The sequence below is a fragment of the Smaragdicoccus niigatensis DSM 44881 = NBRC 103563 genome (genome assembly GCF_000380645.1).
Classification (GTDB): Bacteria; Actinomycetota; Actinomycetes; order Mycobacteriales; family Mycobacteriaceae; genus Smaragdicoccus; species Smaragdicoccus niigatensis.
In genome coordinates this window covers 938,415-954,398 of record NZ_AQXZ01000018.1, presented here as the reverse complement: position 1 = coordinate 954,398, position 15,984 = coordinate 938,415, and the positions used below count along the sequence as shown (strand labels likewise).

The 15,984-nt window shown below is 64.4% G+C and carries 15 protein-coding genes; 7 read left to right on the top strand and 8 right to left on the bottom strand.

Annotation, left to right across the window (positions count from 1 at the left end; translation table 11 throughout):
* Positions 1–15: 15 nt before the first annotated feature.
* The 3 genes from F600_RS0120840 to F600_RS30745 form a co-directional block, all read right to left on the bottom strand.
* Positions 16–1,107 carry a flavin-containing monooxygenase gene (locus F600_RS0120840; RefSeq protein ID WP_018162594.1) on the bottom strand — a complete coding sequence of 364 codons (1,092 nt, stop codon included), beginning with the start codon at positions 1,105–1,107 and terminating at the stop codon, positions 16–18.
* Positions 1,108–1,197: 90 nt separating this feature from the next.
* Positions 1,198–1,704, bottom strand: coding sequence for a hypothetical protein (locus tag F600_RS0120835; RefSeq protein WP_156024703.1), 507 nt, complete (start codon positions 1,702–1,704; stop codon positions 1,198–1,200).
* 51 nt (positions 1,705–1,755) lie between these two features.
* Complete coding sequence (locus F600_RS30745) at positions 1,756–4,242, bottom strand: Hsp70 family protein (RefSeq protein WP_156024702.1); 2,487 nt, start codon at positions 4,240–4,242, stop codon at positions 1,756–1,758.
* Positions 4,243–4,539: 297 nt separating this feature from the next.
* On the opposite strand from F600_RS30745, the gene F600_RS0120825 reads away from it, so the two are divergent.
* The 3 genes from F600_RS0120825 to F600_RS0120815 all read left to right on the top strand — a co-directional run bounded on the left by F600_RS0120825 (position 4,540) and on the right by F600_RS0120815 (position 5,674).
* Positions 4,540–4,842 carry a hypothetical protein gene (locus F600_RS0120825; protein WP_018162591.1) on the top strand — a complete coding sequence of 101 codons (303 nt, stop codon included), beginning with the start codon at positions 4,540–4,542 and terminating at the stop codon, positions 4,840–4,842.
* An 80-nt stretch (positions 4,843–4,922) separates the two neighbouring features.
* Positions 4,923–5,363 carry a nucleotide exchange factor GrpE gene (locus tag F600_RS29235; protein ID WP_018162590.1) on the top strand — a complete coding sequence of 147 codons (441 nt, stop codon included), beginning with the start codon at positions 4,923–4,925 and terminating at the stop codon, positions 5,361–5,363.
* Entirely contained in the window at positions 5,360–5,674 is a 315-nt protein-coding gene (locus F600_RS0120815) for a hypothetical protein (RefSeq protein WP_018162589.1), read from the top strand. The genes F600_RS29235 and F600_RS0120815 overlap by 4 nt, the downstream gene beginning before the upstream one ends.
* On the opposite strand, the gene F600_RS0120810 is transcribed toward F600_RS0120815, so the two are convergent.
* Together F600_RS0120810 and F600_RS0120805 are read right to left on the bottom strand one after the other, a co-directional pair.
* A complete protein-coding gene (locus F600_RS0120810; RefSeq protein ID WP_018162588.1) occupies positions 5,632–7,443 on the bottom strand; it encodes a dynamin family protein in 1,812 nt (603 codons plus the stop codon). The genes F600_RS0120815 and F600_RS0120810 overlap by 43 nt on opposite strands.
* Positions 7,440–8,864, bottom strand: coding sequence for a GTPase (locus F600_RS0120805; RefSeq protein WP_018162587.1), 1,425 nt, complete (start codon positions 8,862–8,864; stop codon positions 7,440–7,442). The genes F600_RS0120810 and F600_RS0120805 overlap by 4 nt, the downstream gene beginning before the upstream one ends.
* Before the next feature lie 160 nt (positions 8,865–9,024).
* Between F600_RS0120805 and F600_RS0120800 the strand changes: the two genes are divergently transcribed.
* Both F600_RS0120800 and F600_RS0120795 read left to right on the top strand, forming a co-directional pair.
* Positions 9,025–9,558 (top strand): RNA polymerase sigma factor, encoded by a 534-nt coding sequence (locus F600_RS0120800; protein WP_018162586.1) that lies wholly within the window; start codon positions 9,025–9,027, stop codon positions 9,556–9,558.
* A gap of 4 nt (positions 9,559–9,562) precedes the next feature.
* Positions 9,563–9,871: a hypothetical protein gene (locus F600_RS0120795; protein WP_018162585.1), complete on the top strand. Its 309-nt coding sequence runs from the start codon at positions 9,563–9,565 to the stop codon at positions 9,869–9,871.
* Here the strand turns inward: F600_RS0120795 and F600_RS30740 are convergent.
* Positions 9,868–10,428: a hypothetical protein gene (locus tag F600_RS30740; protein ID WP_018162584.1), complete on the bottom strand. Its 561-nt coding sequence runs from the start codon at positions 10,426–10,428 to the stop codon at positions 9,868–9,870. The two genes, F600_RS0120795 and F600_RS30740, sit on opposite strands and share 4 nt — an antisense overlap.
* 253 nt (positions 10,429–10,681) lie before the next feature.
* On the opposite strand from F600_RS30740, the gene tkt reads away from it, so the two are divergent.
* Positions 10,682–12,742: a transketolase gene (tkt, locus tag F600_RS0120785; RefSeq protein WP_018162583.1), complete on the top strand. Its 2,061-nt coding sequence runs from the start codon at positions 10,682–10,684 to the stop codon at positions 12,740–12,742.
* Positions 12,743–12,821: 79 nt separating this feature from the next.
* Here tkt and F600_RS0120780 read toward each other — a convergent pair whose 3' ends face one another.
* Entirely contained in the window at positions 12,822–13,634 is an 813-nt protein-coding gene (locus F600_RS0120780) for an endonuclease domain-containing protein (RefSeq protein ID WP_026306782.1), read from the bottom strand.
* 176 nt (positions 13,635–13,810) lie between these two features.
* On the opposite strand from F600_RS0120780, the gene F600_RS0120770 reads away from it, so the two are divergent.
* Positions 13,811–14,293 (top strand): D-alanyl-D-alanine carboxypeptidase family protein, encoded by a 483-nt coding sequence (locus tag F600_RS0120770; RefSeq protein WP_018162580.1) that lies wholly within the window; start codon positions 13,811–13,813, stop codon positions 14,291–14,293.
* Here F600_RS0120770 and F600_RS0120765 read toward each other — a convergent pair.
* Entirely contained in the window at positions 14,290–15,882 is a 1,593-nt protein-coding gene (locus F600_RS0120765; RefSeq protein ID WP_018162579.1) for a beta strand repeat-containing protein, read from the bottom strand. The two genes, F600_RS0120770 and F600_RS0120765, sit on opposite strands and share 4 nt — an antisense overlap.
* Positions 15,883–15,984 lie beyond the last annotated feature (102 nt).

The following is a 15,984-nucleotide window of genomic DNA, read 5'->3' as shown; positions in this document are numbered from 1 at the left end:
CAGGAATTCTGCCCGTCAAGCCGGTACAGCAACACGGCGACGTGCGATCTGCTGGGCGATGAACTCAGCGTCGCGCCCGGCGCCGGGAATCATCGAGGACGAGAATGCGAACTGGAAAAACAAGCCGCAGAAGTACAGCCCGGGCTGATGCTCGACCACTCCGCGATACTCGATCGGCCAGCCGTGATCGTCGAACACAGGCAGTTTCAGCCAGCTGTAGTCGTGACGGAATCCGGTGGCCCACACGATGTTCGTCACGTCGAGAACGGTGCCATCCGCGAGTGCGGGCTTTCCGTCGGCAATTCCGGTGACCCGTTCGACGTGCCGTTCGACCTTGCGTGCGGCCAGGTCTTGGCGCTGAACCCGCAGCATCGGTCCGCCGTGATGCGCCATCATCTCAGCGCGCACCTTGCGGCCGATCGGCGTACGCCGAGTGAGGACGTGCTTGAAAGCGAAGAGAACGACCGGGAACAGGTGGCGTCCGCGCCACGATTCGAGCGGGGCCGGGAATTGGCCCGGGTCGCGGCCCACGAGGATCGTCGGGTGCTCCGCGGCAATTTCGTACGCGATGTCCGCGCCGGAGTGCGACGCGCCGACGACGAGCACCGGACCCGGCTGCATCTGACCGGGGCGCTTGTAGTCGCCGGAATGCAATTGCCGAATCGCCGGATCCAGATCCTTGGCGAAGTCCGGGATATTGGGAAGCCGGCCATACGGTCCCGTCGCCACGACGACGTTGTCCGCGGTGATCGTCTCGCCGTCATAGCCCGCGAGGTATCGGGTGCCGTCGAACGTCAGGGAATCGATCCGCGTGTTCAGCCGGACGGGGAGGTCGAACTGAATTGCGTACTGCTCGAGGTATTGGCCGAGTTCGTCCTTTGTCGGATAGCTGTTCGGAGCGGCGGGGAAGGGCAGGCCCGCCAAACCGCTGACCTTTGCAGGCGTGAACACGCGCAAAGAGTCGTAGTGCATCCGCCAGTTGTCGCCAAGCCGGGAGTTCCCGTCGACAATGAGGCATTCGCGACCGCGCCGACGGAGTTGGTACCCCGTCGAAAGCCCGGCCTGACCTGCGCCGATGATGAGGGTGTCGATGTGTTGAGTAGCCATGTCACGACAGTACGAAGATCGCCGTGTCTCGCGCGTCGGGCGACTTACCCATTTCCCGCCCTGGTCGATGGGTAGATCTGCGCACCGAGATCACACGTGCGCGGAACCGGTGATCGGAGACCCGTCCGCCCGGAACAGAACGCAGATGGCCCTTGACGATGTCACATGCGACGAACTCGCCGCGGTTAACCAGTTGTAGGTGTATTTGGTGTGCTCGACCGGAACCCCTACGTAATCGGCGAACGCCAGCCCGCAGGCCTTCTCGGCGGCTGCGTCATCTGACGGGTCGACCAATGATTCGACGGCGAAAACCTCGGCATCGTGGGAGGACGTGCAGCTCACCGTATCGACCATGGTGAAGGTCTCGCCTTGGCCCGGAAGGTGCGTGATGCACTCGCCGGCAATCAGCATCGACCAGTGCTTGGACGCCGTCGATGTGGGCTGACTGGGCGAGGTGGTCGCCGTGGGTTCGGCCACCGTCGTGGTTGCGACGGCAACCTCACCCGGCTTGCTCTTCGCGACGCCGTGAATCGTCGAGCTGCAGCCCGCGAGCGCCACGCACAGTGCCGCCGTTCCGATGAGGGTTCGTGTATTCACCAACATGCGAGTTGGATGCGCGCTCGCGGTGAAATGTTCCCGGATGGCCGGTCAGGCGTGCCGCATCAGTAGCGCGTACTGCGCGGACGTGCGCTGCCGAACTTCGGACTCGTTGCTACCGAAGGTCTGAATCATGAATCGTCCGACGTGCGCGTAGCACGTGAACGTCCCCGGTTCGGTCGAGCCCGCCGCGGCCGCCCGCGAGAAGCACGTCGCCGAGTCCAGTCCGACCGGTGAGGTGACGCGGGTGCCGGCTTCGAGGCTGGCGAAGTCGGACTGCAGCTGTGCCGCATCGCTCTCGGACGCCGTTCGAGTGAGCGTGGTGCTCTCGTCGTAGGTGATCAACTCGACGTTGTTGCGCTTCATCTTGTCCGACAGGTCCATGCCCTGACCATCGGTGATGACGAATCGTGTGGCTCGTGCACCGAAGGTGCCCGCGGTCTTCAGATCGGTCGACTTGTCGTTCGGGCTGGCGACGACCAACTTCAGGACACCGTCTTTGTCCATATCCATGGACGCGAGATCGCTGACTGGCGTCGGCTCGAAGTTCTGCAAGAGCTTGAGCTGGGCATCGAAGATGCGCGACACGAGATTGGCCAGCGCTTCTTCGGTATTGCCCCACGTCGTGATCTCGATGATGAACGGACCGCTCGTGAGAGTCGCACCGATCGCCTTGCTGCCCGCGTACCACCGGGCATCGGCTTGGGAATAGCCCGGGATCGAGGTCTTCCGCATCGCCGAGTCCCGGCTGTTCGCGGCGATGATGTCCTTGGCCGCGGCATTCGCGGCACTGGCATCGGCGAATCGGATCAGCGCGACGGACAGCAGCCGATCACCCGTCTTCGACTCGCCCTTCGCGGGGAAGGTCGTGCCGGAGGTGGTCGCCGCTGCGACGAAGTTGTTGCGGGCCAGAGTCGCCGACACGCTCGAGTTCGGCGTGCCGGTGTCGGCACCCCAGGCGCTCATGTTGTCGCTCGGGTCGATGTGCCAACTCGAGGTTCGGTAGTCGAACGACGAGTCGAGATCGTGTGGATCGGCGACGACGTCGAGCATGCGGTGCGATTCGATCCACTTTCCGTTGTCCGCCGAGCCGGTCTTCGCCGGCAGGTCACGTGGGTCGGTCGAGAACGCGCCGATCTCGAGCTTCGCCAACGCGGCGTCGAGTTCGGCGTTGTCCGCCGCGCCCTTCCATTTCCAGATTCCGAACGCGGCGATGAGCAGCACGACGATTCCCACCGTGACCGCGGCGAACAGCCGTCCGCGGCCGCGGCGTCCGGCCGGCGGAGCGGTCACGAATCGGGTCGGCGTCGAAGACGGAGGGGTCGGCACCCGCGGCGGCGGAGGAGTCGTGACGCGCGGCGGTGCCGGGGGTGGCGTGGGCTGACGAGGGGGCGTCGGGGGCGGGGTGGGCTTACGTGGCGGGGTCGGCGGAGGGGGAGTCGGGGGCGTGGACACCCGACGCGGAGGAGGTGGCGACTGCGCCCCGCGAGTGCCGAGCCAGGCGGTGATCGCACCCTTCGCGACGACGGTCTTCGGGTCGTCGAGCGTCGCGATCGGCGCGACCGACGTGAGCAGGGTGTGTAGGTGTGGGATGTGGCTGGTGCCGCCGGTGAGGTAGATCCGCGTCGGGGCCGGCGGCCCGGACTGGTTGATGAGCGTGTGCGTCAGTTGCACCGCTCTCGACAGGTCACGGGTGATGAGCGTGTTGAGTTCGTTCCGGGTCAGCGTGAGCACGGCGTCGCCGGTCTTGCCGGTCACCGGGATGGGGGCCGTCGGGTACTCCGACAGCGACTCTTTGGCTTCGCGGATGCGGTCCTGGGTGCTCAGTTGGGTGCGAATCCCGTCGGCAGAGGAGAGTTCGGCGGCGAGCGCGGGGTTGGAACCGGCGAGCTGGTGAGTCACCCAGTTCCAGATGTGGGCGTCGATGTCGTTGCCGCCGAGGCCTTCGTGACCATCGGCGACGAGCACGCGGAATCCGACGGCGCTCTTCTCCAGAACGGCGACGTCGCAGGTGCCGGCGCCGTAGTCGAGAACGGCGAGGCGCTCGCCGGGGCTCAGCGGCGTGCCGGTGGTCGTGTAATGCCACGCTGCCGCATGGGCCTCCGTGACGAAGGCAAGCGTGTGTTCCGGGATTCCGGAGGCAAGCGCCGCGGTCTTGAGCTGATGGATCGTGGCCGGGCCCCACCGGTCCGGGTGGGTCATGATGACCGTTGCCACCGGCTGGTTGGTGAACCGCGCAGCCTTCTTGAGGACGTCCTTGAGGACCTCGGCGGCGAGGTCGGTCGCCGGCAGGAACCGGTCCCCCAGCATGACCGTGCCATCGCTGAGGCGACGCTTCGGGGATGGCTCGTACCGCGTCGGATCGAGCATTGCCGAACGGGTCGCGGCTTCGCCGATAAGGAAGCCGGCCTCGGTCAGCATGACGGCCGACGGCATGAGGTCCGATCGGGCGCCAAGCCGGAGCGTGCGGACTTGGCCGTCCGGGGTGTACAGCGCCGCGGCGGTGTTGGACGTACCGAAGTCGATCGACAGAATCACGCCGGGATACTGCACTTTTTCACCCCATTCGTTCTGTTGTCGCGTGCAGCGTCGGCTACGTGAACCATCTGAGCGTACGGTTCGCCAACCACTGTTCGAAACCGATTGCACGTTGCGTGCACTCGTTCTCTTCTTCGTTGCGACAAGCACATTTGTGTCGCGACCCTGATCTTGGAGCCGCCTGACAGATGAGAGTTCGGTGGGGTCACCGAAAGTTCCCACAAAGTTGTCGGGAACATTTCGGGGCCCTCCGCCCTCCAACGGTCTGACGCGCACTTCCAGGACAAGGAGCGGACAGTGATATTCGACGAAGGCAGCAGCGACGCGGAGTCGCTGGTTCGTGAGCTCCTACGCAATGTAAGCGATGCGCCGACGGGACTCTGGACCCAGGTCATGAACAAGATCTCGGACCCGCTGACCCCGCTGGTGAATCCAGCGCTTGTGCCCGATGCCTTGTTCGGTTGGGGAGATGATGGTCTCGACGTTCTCGATTGGGGGCCCGATGACGACAGCGACGCCTCATCGGACGACCACCACGAGTCGTTTCATGACGACGACCTCGGCCTCGACGACGATGACACAGATTTCGACGATTTCTGACACCGGCGGGAACTTTCACGTTCCCGCCGGCATCACACGGATGAGCGAAGTTCCTTAAAAACTGAGGAAGGAGCACCACGATGGCGATTCTCGCTGGAGAGCTGATCCGCGTCATTCTCGTTCTCACCCTGACCGTGAGTGCCGGGGTTCTGGGCGCCTGTCTGTGGCAATGGTGGACCCGCCCAGAGACGCACAGTCACGACCACTCAGGCCCGGATGAATCCACGGATGCCGTGATACCGAGTCTCGTCGGGGTTTACGACACCGCGGGAGAAGCGGTGCGGCCGCAGTTGCGTTCCGTGCTCGGACAGCTGTCGGTGACCGAGATCCCCGCCGGACCCGGCGACGTCTTCGATCCACACCTCCACGAAGCGGTCGCGACGACGCCCGCCGCGCGAGCGGACCTCGAGCACCGGATCGCCGAGATCGTGCGCCCCGGCTGGAGCCATCGAGGTCATGTCGTGCGTCCGGCCCAGGTAACGGTCTGGACCTACCCCACGAACGTGGAGGAGCTGCCATGAAATCGTCGTCACTCACGATCACCACGGGTCTCGCGGCAGCCATCGCGTTTGTGTCCGCGCTGCTTCTGCTGTTGTCACCGTCGTCGGTGGCGACCGATGCGGTGTCCGGGTCCGTCGCGGTCACGACGTCGGTGCCGGCTGGAGATTCGCCGATCCACGAAGGTCAAGACCCGGCACTCCCGGGCGTCACCACCTCGCCTAAACCCACTGAATTCAAGGACATGCCGGACGGGCCGGGCATCGGCAGTGGTGGAGTCGGAGGTGGCTCTCAGCAGGGCCCGGCGCGGCCGTCTCCCTCGCGCACGAGGTGACGGTCAAGTGCGCGAATACGGCCCTTGATGTGTTCGATCGACTGATCCAGCTGCGCGATCGTGTCCGCCCGCTCCGCCGCGGTCGCCGCGCGCGCATCCTCGATGGCCTTGAGCTCTCGCCGGACGCGCGTGGTTTGGGTGATGAGCAGTTTGCGGTACGTCTCCGTCATTGCCGAGCGGCCGGTGTCGATCGATTCGTCGATCTCGAGGGCGATCTGCTTCCGTAGCGTCATCGACGTCGAGTTGATCCAGTCCATGTGCGCTTTGCGGCCTTGCTTGATCCGTTTGTAGGCCATCACGGCGCCCAGGGCGATGCCGCTCACGGGGAGTGCCACGAAGGCTGCCGCGCTGGCGCTGACCGCCGCGGTCGTGATCATGCCGCCGCCGATCATGATCGTCTGCGGGTCGACCAGTCCCTCGGTGAAACGCAGATCCTTCTCCGGGATCGTCAGCCGCCCGATCTCGGCGTACTGCTCGGTGCCTTCGATCTTGCGATCGGTCCCAATGCGCTTGAGTCCGGCCGTGAATTCCGTGGAGACTGTGGAAAGCACACTCTCGAAGTCGGCGGTGATCTCACCGACGAACAGTTGCGACGACCGCTTGAGGAACTGGAACGTGGTCTCGTCGGTGCGCCGGAGCCACTTCTCCTTCAACTCGTCGAGGCCCTTGTCGACTTCGCGGTTCAGGTCGCGCTGCAGCAATCGGAAATCGCGCTGGATCTTCTCGCGCCACGTTCCCGATTTCTGCGCGCCCTCCAACGCCATGAGCTGTTTCTTGAGGGTCTCGAACCGCTCCGCCGACTCGACGTTTTCCACGGACGCGCGCTCGGCGGTCATCCGTGACGACAGTTCTTCGAGGCCGGCCCGCGCGACGCGCACTGCCCGCCGCGTCGGTGTGTTCTTGGTGTCGGCGATGAGGTTGTCGAGGCGTTGATACAGCGTGGCGATACCCGACGCTGCCAGCACGGCGTCCCGCCGTGGACCCGGCGGCATGAGGTGGGCATGCCGGGCATGCACGCTCGAGACCCCCAGGACCGAGAGTGACGAGATGCTGGGGGCTTGCGTGCGGATCAGGCGCTCGTTCTCGGTCGCGATCGTGCGCCAGAACCGCATGTTCGTGTCGATCTTCGACATCACGAGGATGACCGACTCGACATCGCGGCTCGCCACCTGCAGGTACTCGAGTTCGGGCTTGGAAATCGGCGCGGTCGAGTCGCACACGAAGATGAGGATTCCGGCATCGCCGACCGTGCGACGAAGCGACGCCGCGTCATTGCGGGCGAGGGCGCCGTGACCGGGGGTGTCGACGATGTCCGTTCGGTGCGTGAGATCGGAGTCGACAGCGACCTCCGCGGCGACCGGTACGTCGATCCGGTCCGAATCGGACACCTCGGATCCGGTGGTCGTGGTCCAGTTGATCAACTCTTCGGTCCCGATCAGGCGAGCCGGACGGTCGGGGAAGATCAGGAGTGCGCTGCCGGCGGGGAGGTCGATCCGTGGCCGCGTGAACTTCAGTGGCACGGACGTGCTGAAGTCCTGACTGTCGGGCGACAGCGCGACGCCGATCAATGCGTTGACCAGTGCACTCTTTCCGCGGTTGACCTCGCCGGTCACGACGATGGCCGGAAAGGCGCTCGGCGAATCGAGGAGCGTTTGGCTGCGGGCGGCGAAGTCGCCGAGGCCGTGCTTGACCAGGAGTTCGGCCACTGCCGCAAGGTCGTGCCGAAGGTCTGCCTCGCGACTCTTGGCATCCGTGCTGGGGATCGTCATGCGAACGCCGCCCCCTGCAGGCGCATGGCCAACAGTTGATACGACCTTTCGAGCACCGTCAGGACTTCGCCTTCGGCAGCCGAGCGCGCGATGAGTCGGCGGGTCCGGGTCTCGCCGCACTTGCGCATCGCTGCCGCCGCGAGTTCGGAAACCGGCGTCGACACGGGCAGATCCAGTGCAAATGCGGGGTCGCCACTGATGGCCTTGTCGAGTTCGGCGACCAGTGGGTGGGCGGGGGACCACCGCAGGATCAGATCCATGGCACGCAGTTCGCGCAATGCGTGGAACGCCGGATCCATTTCCGCGGCGTCGATGAGCGCCAACACTTCGGCCGAACGCGGGGCGTGGCGGGCGGCCACCCGAAGCGATTCGAGCAGGTTCTTCACGCGCCGCAGGTTGGCGCGCCGGCGCACGATGGGCCGGGCCGTGGAGATGAATTCGGCGATCCCGGATCGCTTCCGCAGGTGTTCGATGACCGCGTGCGCGCCGAATTTCGCCATCGGGCGGCTGCTGACGATGCCGTACTCACCGATGCGCTCGAGGAGTTCGATGATCGCGCTGTCTTCGGTCGAAGCGAGTTCGATGCTGAGTTCGAACGGGTCGAGATCGGCGAGCGAGGCGAGGACGCGAGCATCCTGCTCCCGGAATGAGCCGGTCAGAGCGGCTTCACCAAGGAGTCCGGAAACGGCGACGACCTGGCAGAACTTGTCGCGGTGCTGTGCGGCCAGTTCGTCGGCCTTCTTCGTGGCGTCGTCGATCGGGTCCGAGCCGCCGAAGGGGCCGGAACCGTAACTGTCCGAGTGCGACAACAGCGCGAAGGTGTTCGCGCGGTTCGCGCCGATGGCATGCAAGAGTTCGAGATCGTCCGGTCGCAGCACGCCGTCGAACAGCAGGAACACGACATCCGGTCCGTCGGCGCCGGTCATGAAGGCGGTGCCACTCGACGTCGTCGGCGCCGCGTTGCCACCGTGGCCCGACGTACCCGGGGTGTCGATGAGTTCGAGGCTGCGTAGCGCCGCGTTGGGCAGGAAAACGTCGATGTGACTGATCTTGTCGACGGGCCGGCCAAGGTTGTCGGGCAGGCGATCGCCGATCGGAATGGTCGCCTGGGCACCATCAGTCCCGGCCACCACCGCGCGGGCGGGCATGCCATTGCGATAGATGGTCGCGACCCGCGTGCACTCGGTGGCGTTCGTGGGCGCCACACTCTGTCCGACGAGGGCATTGACCAGCGTCGACTTACCCGAATTCACGCGGCCCACCAGGGCAGCACGAACGGGAGCCTCGAGGATGCGCTGAAACTCGGCGATCGCGCGCTGGTGTTCGAAACCGAGCAGCGGTTCAGCTTCGGCGCACAGTCGCCATGCTCGTTGCAAGAGCGGGTCGACGTCCGCACCGGATTGGCCGCTTCGGGTCACCATCACCTCAACGAAAATTGGCGAAATATGTCGTATTCAAGTGACATAACAGTATCGGATGTGCTGATTGCCCCGAACCTCGATCTTCGAGTCACGTGAACCGCTGGCCAGGGAGAAAGTTAGGATCGGGGCAACTTGTCGGGGTGCGAGATACGGGGGAGTCGTGGACGATCACAGCGTTGCCAGTCTTCTCGCGCGCGCCCAGTCGGGAGACACCCGCGCGTTCTCGGAACTCGTTGCCACGCACCGTCGTCCGATGTGGGCAGTGACGCTGCGCATCACCGGAAACGAACACGATGCGCAGGACGCGATGCAGGACGCGCTCGTCGCGGCCTGGCAGAACCTGGACAAGTTCCGTGGTGACTCGGCGATCGGAACCTGGCTGTACCGAATCGCGGCCAACGCCGCACTCGCGGTGGTGCGAAAGCGGCGAGAGGTGCCGGTCGATGAGGTGCCGGACTATGCCGGCGGCCCGGACATTGGCGATCGCGTCGCCGATCGGGACATGGTTCAGGTCGCGTTGCGCGCCCTGCCTGATCAGTTCCGGGAGGCGATCGTCCTGCGCGAAGTCGGTGATCTCACCTATGACGCCATCGCGGCGCATCAAGGAGTGCCCGTCGCAACGGTGAAAACGCGACTGAACCGCGCCCGCAAAATGCTTTTGGAGGAGCTCACAAAGCTCCGGGCAGGAGCTTGACCTCATGGCTTACGGTGACGAATTCAGCGACGCGGACCTGGGCGCGATGCTCGGCGAGGTCGGCGACATCCCGGCGTCGGTGTTCGAGTCGATGATCTCCTACGCGACCGACCCGAGTACGCCCCTCGCGGACGTCGCGCTCATTCCGCCAGCCGACGACTACCTCGTCGACGACGAGTGGGACGCCGATGATGAGGACGGGTCGTTCGGTTCGACGTCGAATGACGATGACGACCAGGTGGACCATGCCCACCATCACGACGATGGGCATGACCACGACGATTCGTACGACGACGATTCCGACGATTACTAGTCCTGGAAATCGACCTGCTCGAGGTCTCCATCGCCGTCGGTGTCCGCGTATGCGGTGTCGTATGCGCCGTCTGCGTTGGTGTCGAGGAGGACGACGTCAGCCGTACCGTCGGCGTTGAAGTCACTCACCGAGACGTCCAGGATGCCGTCGCCGTCTTCATCGATCTGCACGGTCTCCAAGGTGCCGTTGTTGTCCGTGTCGCTCGCCACCGTGTCGAGGTTTCCGTCCGCGTCGGTGTCGGTGTAGAGGTTGTTCACCCACCCGTCGTGGTCGGTGTCCTCGACCATGAGGTCCGCCTGGCCATCGTGGTTCGTGTCCTGGACGATCGTGTCCGAAACCTGGTCACCGTCGGTGTCCATGAGAACGGTGTCGACCGCTCCGTCGGCGTTGGTGTCGTAACCGACGGTGTCGATGATTCCGTTGCCGTCCGAGTCGTACATCTCGGTGCCACCGGGAGTCGTGTAGGACGTCGTGGTGTTGGCGTCCGTGGTGCCGGTTTGGGTGGAGGTCTGGGGCTCGGTGGTCGTCGTGTCGGTCGCGGCCTCGTTGATGTACATCTGGACTCCTATCAAAGCGTTCTGTCGGTACTAGGTAGATGCCGCTACCAACGGGAAAGTTCCGAGGTTCTTCGAATCAATTATCCGCCGTTGCGACCTGTCCGTTTCGGGCAATTTCGGATTCGCGTCATCGGGCGTATCGGCGTCCACCGTCCGGCATACGGTCGATTTCCCGGTTCTCCCGCGACTGGGACGTGACCTGCGTCACGATGGGCAACAAGTGTGCAAATCTCGAAATCCTGACGGGGAAATCATGACTTCAACGGTTGTCCAGACCGATATCGATACGACCAGCGTCAACACGATCCGCACGTTGTGCATGGATGCCGTCCAGGCTGCGAATTCAGGCCACCCCGGCACGCCGATGGCGATGGCTCCGGTGGTCTACGAACTGTGGCAGAACCATCTCGCCTTCGACCCCAGCGACCCGATCTGGCCGAACCGCGACCGATTTGTCCTGTCAATGGGACACGCGTCGACGCTGCTGTACTCGATCCTGCACCTCACCAACGTGCAGGCAGTCACCTACAAGTACGAAACCGCCGGTCAGGCCTCGGTGTCGCTCGACGACATCAAGAAGTTCCGGCAACTCGACTCGCGCTGCCCGGGCCACCCCGAGTACCGCTGGACCTCAGGTATCGAGTGCACCACCGGACCGCTTGGCACGGGCTTTGCCACGAGCGTCGGCATGGCGATCTCGAGCAAGTGGCTCGCCGCGAACTACAACAAAGAGGGCCACGAGCTCTACAACTTCAACGTCTACGCCCTCGGCGGTGACGGCTGCATGATGGAAGGCGTTGCGTCCGAGGCTGCCTCGCTCGCCGCGCACCTCCAACTCGACAACCTGTGCTGGATCTACGACAACAACAAGATCACCATCGAGGGCTCGACCGACGTTTCCTTCACCGAGGACGTCGCCACCAGATTCGTCGGCTACGGCTGGAACGTGCAGCGTGTTGGCGACGCGAATGATCTCAAGATGCTGTCCCGCGCGTTCAGCACGTTCAAGCGCGAGACCGGCCGTCCGACGCTCATCATCGTCGACAGCCACATCGCCTACGGTGCGCCCACCAAGCAGGATCACCACTCAGCTCACGGTGAACCGCTCGGCGTCGAAGAGATCGCCGGCACGAAGCAGTTCTACGGCTTCCCGCCGGACGAGCAGTTCTTCGTTCCGGACGGCGTCTACGACAACTTCAACAACGGCATCGGTGCGCGGGGCAAGTCGAAGCGCGAGGCCTGGGAGTCCGCGTTCGAGGCCTATCGTGCCGAGTACCCTGACCTCGCCTCGCAGCTCGAGAACATGCAGAAGCGCGAACTGCCCGACGGCTGGGATGCCGATCTGCCGGTCTATCCGGCAGATGCGAAGGGCATCGCGAGCCGCCAGTCCTCGGGTGAGGTGCTCAACGCGCTCGCCAAGAACTACCCATGGCTCGTCGGCGGCTCGGCTGACCTGGCCCCCTCGACCAAGACCTATATGAAGGGCCTCGGCGACTTCCAGGCGGACAACTACGCCGGTCGCAACATGCACTTCGGTGTTCGTGAGTTCGCGGCGGCCACTGCGATCAATGGCATGGCAGTTTCCAAGCTCCGGGCGTTCTGGTCGGGCTTCATGATCTTCTCCGACTTCGCGCGTGGCGCGATCCGCCTCTCGGCCATCATGGAGATCCCGTCGATCCACATCTTCACGCACGACTCGATCGGTGTCGGCGAGGACGGCCCGACCCACCAGCCGGTCGAGCAGCTGCTGTCTCTGCGGGCGATCCCGGGCATCTACACGATCCGGCCGGGTGACGCGAACGAGGTCGTCGAGGCGTGGCGCTTCATCGCCAACCTCAAGCACGAGCCGGTCGCGCTGATTCTCTCGCGCCAGAACCTGCCGACCCTGGACCGCACCGTCTTCGCGCCGGCATCGGGAATGACCAAGGGCGCCTATGTTCTGGCTTCCGCGGACGACCCCGAGGTGATCCTCATGGGTACTGGTTCTGAGGTCGACCTCGTGGTCAAGGCATACGAGCAGCTCACCGCGGAAGGCGTCCGCGCCCGCGTGGTGAGCATGCCGTGCCTCGAACTCTTCGAGGAGCAGAGCCAGGAGTACCGAGACAGTGTTCTGCCGCCGAGCGTCCGCGCACGCGTTGCGGTCGAGCAGGCTTCGACGTTGGGCTGGCACCGCTACGTCGGAATCGACGGCGCGGTGATCGGCATGGAGACGTTCGGTGCATCGGCTCCGCTGGGGGCCCTGCTCACCAAGTTCGGCTTCACTCCGGACAAGGTCGTCAGCACCGCGCGCGAGGTAATCGAGCGGAACCGCTAACTGCTTGACGGTTCGGTGCTCTCCCGGCGCCGTCATCGAAATATGTCGATGACGGACCCAGAGGAGCACCGAACCGTTTTCAGCGAAGGTGGTCGCGCCGGCGAATCAACGCGAGGATCGCGTCGCGAGTGTTCGGCCAGTCGTCCATGACCTGCGAATAGCTGAGTCGCACGGGCAAGTATCCGAGTGCGTGCAATGCGAGGTCGCGACGGTAGTCGTGGTCGCGGTCTTCGTGGAATTCCTTACCGTCGGTCTCGAGCACGAGTCGCTGACCAACCAGAAGGTCGACGTAACCGACACCCGGGATGTGCACCTGGATTTCGAGCTGGATGCCCAGCTCACGCAGTCGGAGTCGGACGATCGTTTCCAGTCCGGATTGGGCACGCCGGTCACATCGGTCAGCCAGGTAGTTCGGATGGGGTGAATCGGAAACGATTGTTCGCGCGTCCGCCATCTCGATCATTTGCTTGTTGAGCATCGAATCCAACACGACGACAAGGTCTTCCGGCTCGAGGCAGTTGGCCGCCGCCCCAAGTGCCACCTCGGCCGTATCAATCGCCGAGTTGATCGGGGGATTCGATTTATAGGGATGGCAGTGCCGACCGGGGCGTCGCTGATGCGCCGGATATCGAACGTGCGTGTCGTGTGCGGTATTTGGTACCCAAACCCCGAGGTGGCGCAGGGCGGATATGCAACTGACGACGCCGCCGCCCTTAACAACGGTCACGACGGTGGTGTCCGCGGTACGCGTCTGGTACCAGCCCTTGCGGATCGCGACGAGATTGCCTTCGCAGAGCTTTCGGACCGTCTTGTAGTTGACTCCGCACTGTCGCAGCTGCTTCGCCGATATCACGCCTCCGTTGGCGGCTGCGATCCGTTCGATGTCGTGCATTCCGACCATGGAAACGGTGAATGCGGCTCGCGCCCAAGTTCCGGATCCCGTTGCAAAACGATTCCGTGCTCTGCCGGCGAGGTCAGCTCGCTATTTCGATGACGGCGTCAGCGGAGCACCAAATCGTCGGCAACCTGCGACCGCCATGAGACGTTGACCAGGCACTATCAGATCGCATGGCCCGACTTCCATTGTCGATGCTCGTCGCCGCGGCGGCGGCTGCGGTGCTTTTCGCGCCTGCGCAGCAGCCGGATGTGCAGCTCGTCAGCAATGTCCAGTCGGAGACCGACGGGCTCAATCCGGTGGTGAAGTTCGCGTACACGCTGGCCAAGCAGGATGCCGCCAAGCAGCATGTGCCGCTCGCGATCACCTCGGGCCACCGGACGTGGGCACAGCAGCAGGCATTGTGGCAGCAGGGAGTCGCCGAGTACGGATCGCCGCAGGCAGCAAGACGATGGGTCCTACCGCCGGCGGAGTCCGCGCACGTCAAGGGCCGGGCCATCGACGTTCGGCCGATCGAGGGCGCGCGGTGGCTCGAGCGGAATGGCAACAAGTACGGGCTATGCCGCCGCTATCTCAACGAGTGGTGGCACTTCGAAGTCGCCACGCTGCCGTACCAGCCGTGCCCCGCGATGCTCCCCGATGCCTCCTATGGTTAGGGGAAACTCGGCACGTTGAAGTTCGGGATGCTGATGTTCCCGCCACCCGGGATCACGTTCGGCACGCTGTTGAGCACCTGACTTCCGCCGATGTCGACGCCGGGGGTCCCGGTCTGGACGTCGGACTGATTGAACCCGAACGCCGAACTGCTGTTCCCGTTGGTGAATTGCGAACCTGCGGTGTTGTCGAAGCCCCACGCGTTGTTGGAGTTGTTGTTGCCCGTCGGGTCCAGGGTCACCGGGGGCAGCAGCGGTAGGTCGACGGATGCACCCGGCGTGCCGAGCGTGTACGCCTCGTTGCCGAAGCCCCACGCGTTGTTGCTGTTGTCGTTGCCAAGCGCGGTGCCGGATAGGTTGTTCGCGCCGAGTGCGGTGTTGGTGTTGCCGTTCCCGGTCGGGTCCAAGGTGATCGTGGTTCCGGTGAGCGGATCGGTGATCTGGCCTCCCGGGGTGCCGATGGTGGCAGCCTGGTTGCCCAGTCCGCCCGCGAGGTTGTTGTTGTCGTTGCCGAGGACCGTGCCAGCGGTATTTCCGAGCCCGACGGACGTGTTGTTGTTGCCGTTGCCGGTGGGGTCGATGTTGACCTGCGTGCCGAGGATCGGGACAGTTCCGGTCGCTCCTGGCGTGCCTACCGTGAAGGCCTGATTCGCAGCGCCGATCGCGGTGTTGTTGTTGTTATTGCCGAGGACCGTGCCGGTCGTGTTTGCCACGCCCAGTGCCGTGTTGTGGTTTCCACTTCCGGTCTGAGTGACGGTGAAGATTGGCGGGTCATTGGGTCCGAGACCGGGTACCTCGGTTCCGGGCGAGCCCGCGGTGATCGCCTGGTTGAGGATGCCGCCGGCGGTGTTCGTGTTGTTGTTGCCGAGCGCCGTCGCCGCCACATTGCCGATTCCGAGCGCCGAATTCGTGTTGTTGTCGCCGGTCGGGGTGATGTTCAGGACCGGGGAATGTGCACCAGGTGTGCCGACGCTCTCGGCGACGTTCAGTGCTCCGGCTGCGGTGTTCCGGTTGTTGTTGCCGAATGTGGAGCCCGCGACGTTCGCGAGTCCGAGCGCGGTGTTGGTGTTGCCGTTGCCCGAGGCGTCGGTGCCGATCGTCTCGTTGCCCAGCGCTGGCACGCCCGTGCTGTGCGCGAGGTTCCCGACGCCGATCGCCGTGTCGTTGTTGTTGCTACCCAACACATTCAACGCGGTGTTGCCGACACCGATCGCAGTGACGTTGTTGCCATCGCCGCCGGCTGAGGCAGCGGTGTTGTCGATACCGATCGCAGTCGCGTGGTTGCCGGAACCACCTTCCGCGGCGGCCGTACTCGAGCCGATCGCGAGCGCGGTGTTGCCGCTGCCGTCGGCGGTGGCGTTGCTGCCGGGAAGGATCGCGAGGGCGATCGCACCGGGCCCGGTCGCCGAACATTGCGAGTCGGCGCCGAGCTGGATCTTCAGTCCCGCGGTTGCGCCGCAGATCAGCGCGCTGGCGGGGGCCGCCGCGCCGTAGGTGAAAGTGCACGCCGCCATCGCCCCGATGGCGAGGGTGGCTCCGGTATGGCTTGCGGTGATTCGAAGCGGTTGATGGGTGGGACGATGCTTGCCCACGGACCGTTTCCGATGATTTGGCATAGGTGCCTCACTTCGTCGTGTCCTATGAAGAACGGACAATACGCACAAAGCAAGATCAAGATAGTTGAACTGCCAACC

Excerpts from the sequence above, each read along its gene's own strand:
- F600_RS0120840 (WP_018162594.1), bottom strand. The coding sequence starts at position 1,107 with ATGGCTACTCAACACATCGACACCCTCATCATCGGCGCAGGTCAGGCC.
- F600_RS29235 (WP_018162590.1), top strand. The coding sequence starts at position 4,923 with ATGGCGATTCTCGCTGGAGAGCTGATCCGCGTCATTCTCGTTCTCACC.
- F600_RS0120815 (WP_018162589.1), top strand. The coding sequence starts at position 5,360 with ATGAAATCGTCGTCACTCACGATCACCACGGGTCTCGCGGCAGCCATC.
- F600_RS0120810 (WP_018162588.1), bottom strand. The coding sequence starts at position 7,443 with ATGACGATCCCCAGCACGGATGCCAAGAGTCGCGAGGCAGACCTTCGG.
- F600_RS0120805 (WP_018162587.1), bottom strand. The coding sequence starts at position 8,864 with ATGGTGACCCGAAGCGGCCAATCCGGTGCGGACGTCGACCCGCTCTTG.
- F600_RS0120795 (WP_018162585.1), top strand. The coding sequence starts at position 9,563 with ATGGCTTACGGTGACGAATTCAGCGACGCGGACCTGGGCGCGATGCTC.
- F600_RS30740 (WP_018162584.1), bottom strand. The coding sequence starts at position 10,428 with ATGTACATCAACGAGGCCGCGACCGACACGACGACCACCGAGCCCCAG.
- tkt (WP_018162583.1), top strand. The coding sequence starts at position 10,682 with ATGACTTCAACGGTTGTCCAGACCGATATCGATACGACCAGCGTCAAC.
- F600_RS0120780 (WP_026306782.1), bottom strand. The coding sequence starts at position 13,634 with ATGCACGACATCGAACGGATCGCAGCCGCCAACGGAGGCGTGATATCG.
- F600_RS0120770 (WP_018162580.1), top strand. The coding sequence starts at position 13,811 with ATGGCCCGACTTCCATTGTCGATGCTCGTCGCCGCGGCGGCGGCTGCG.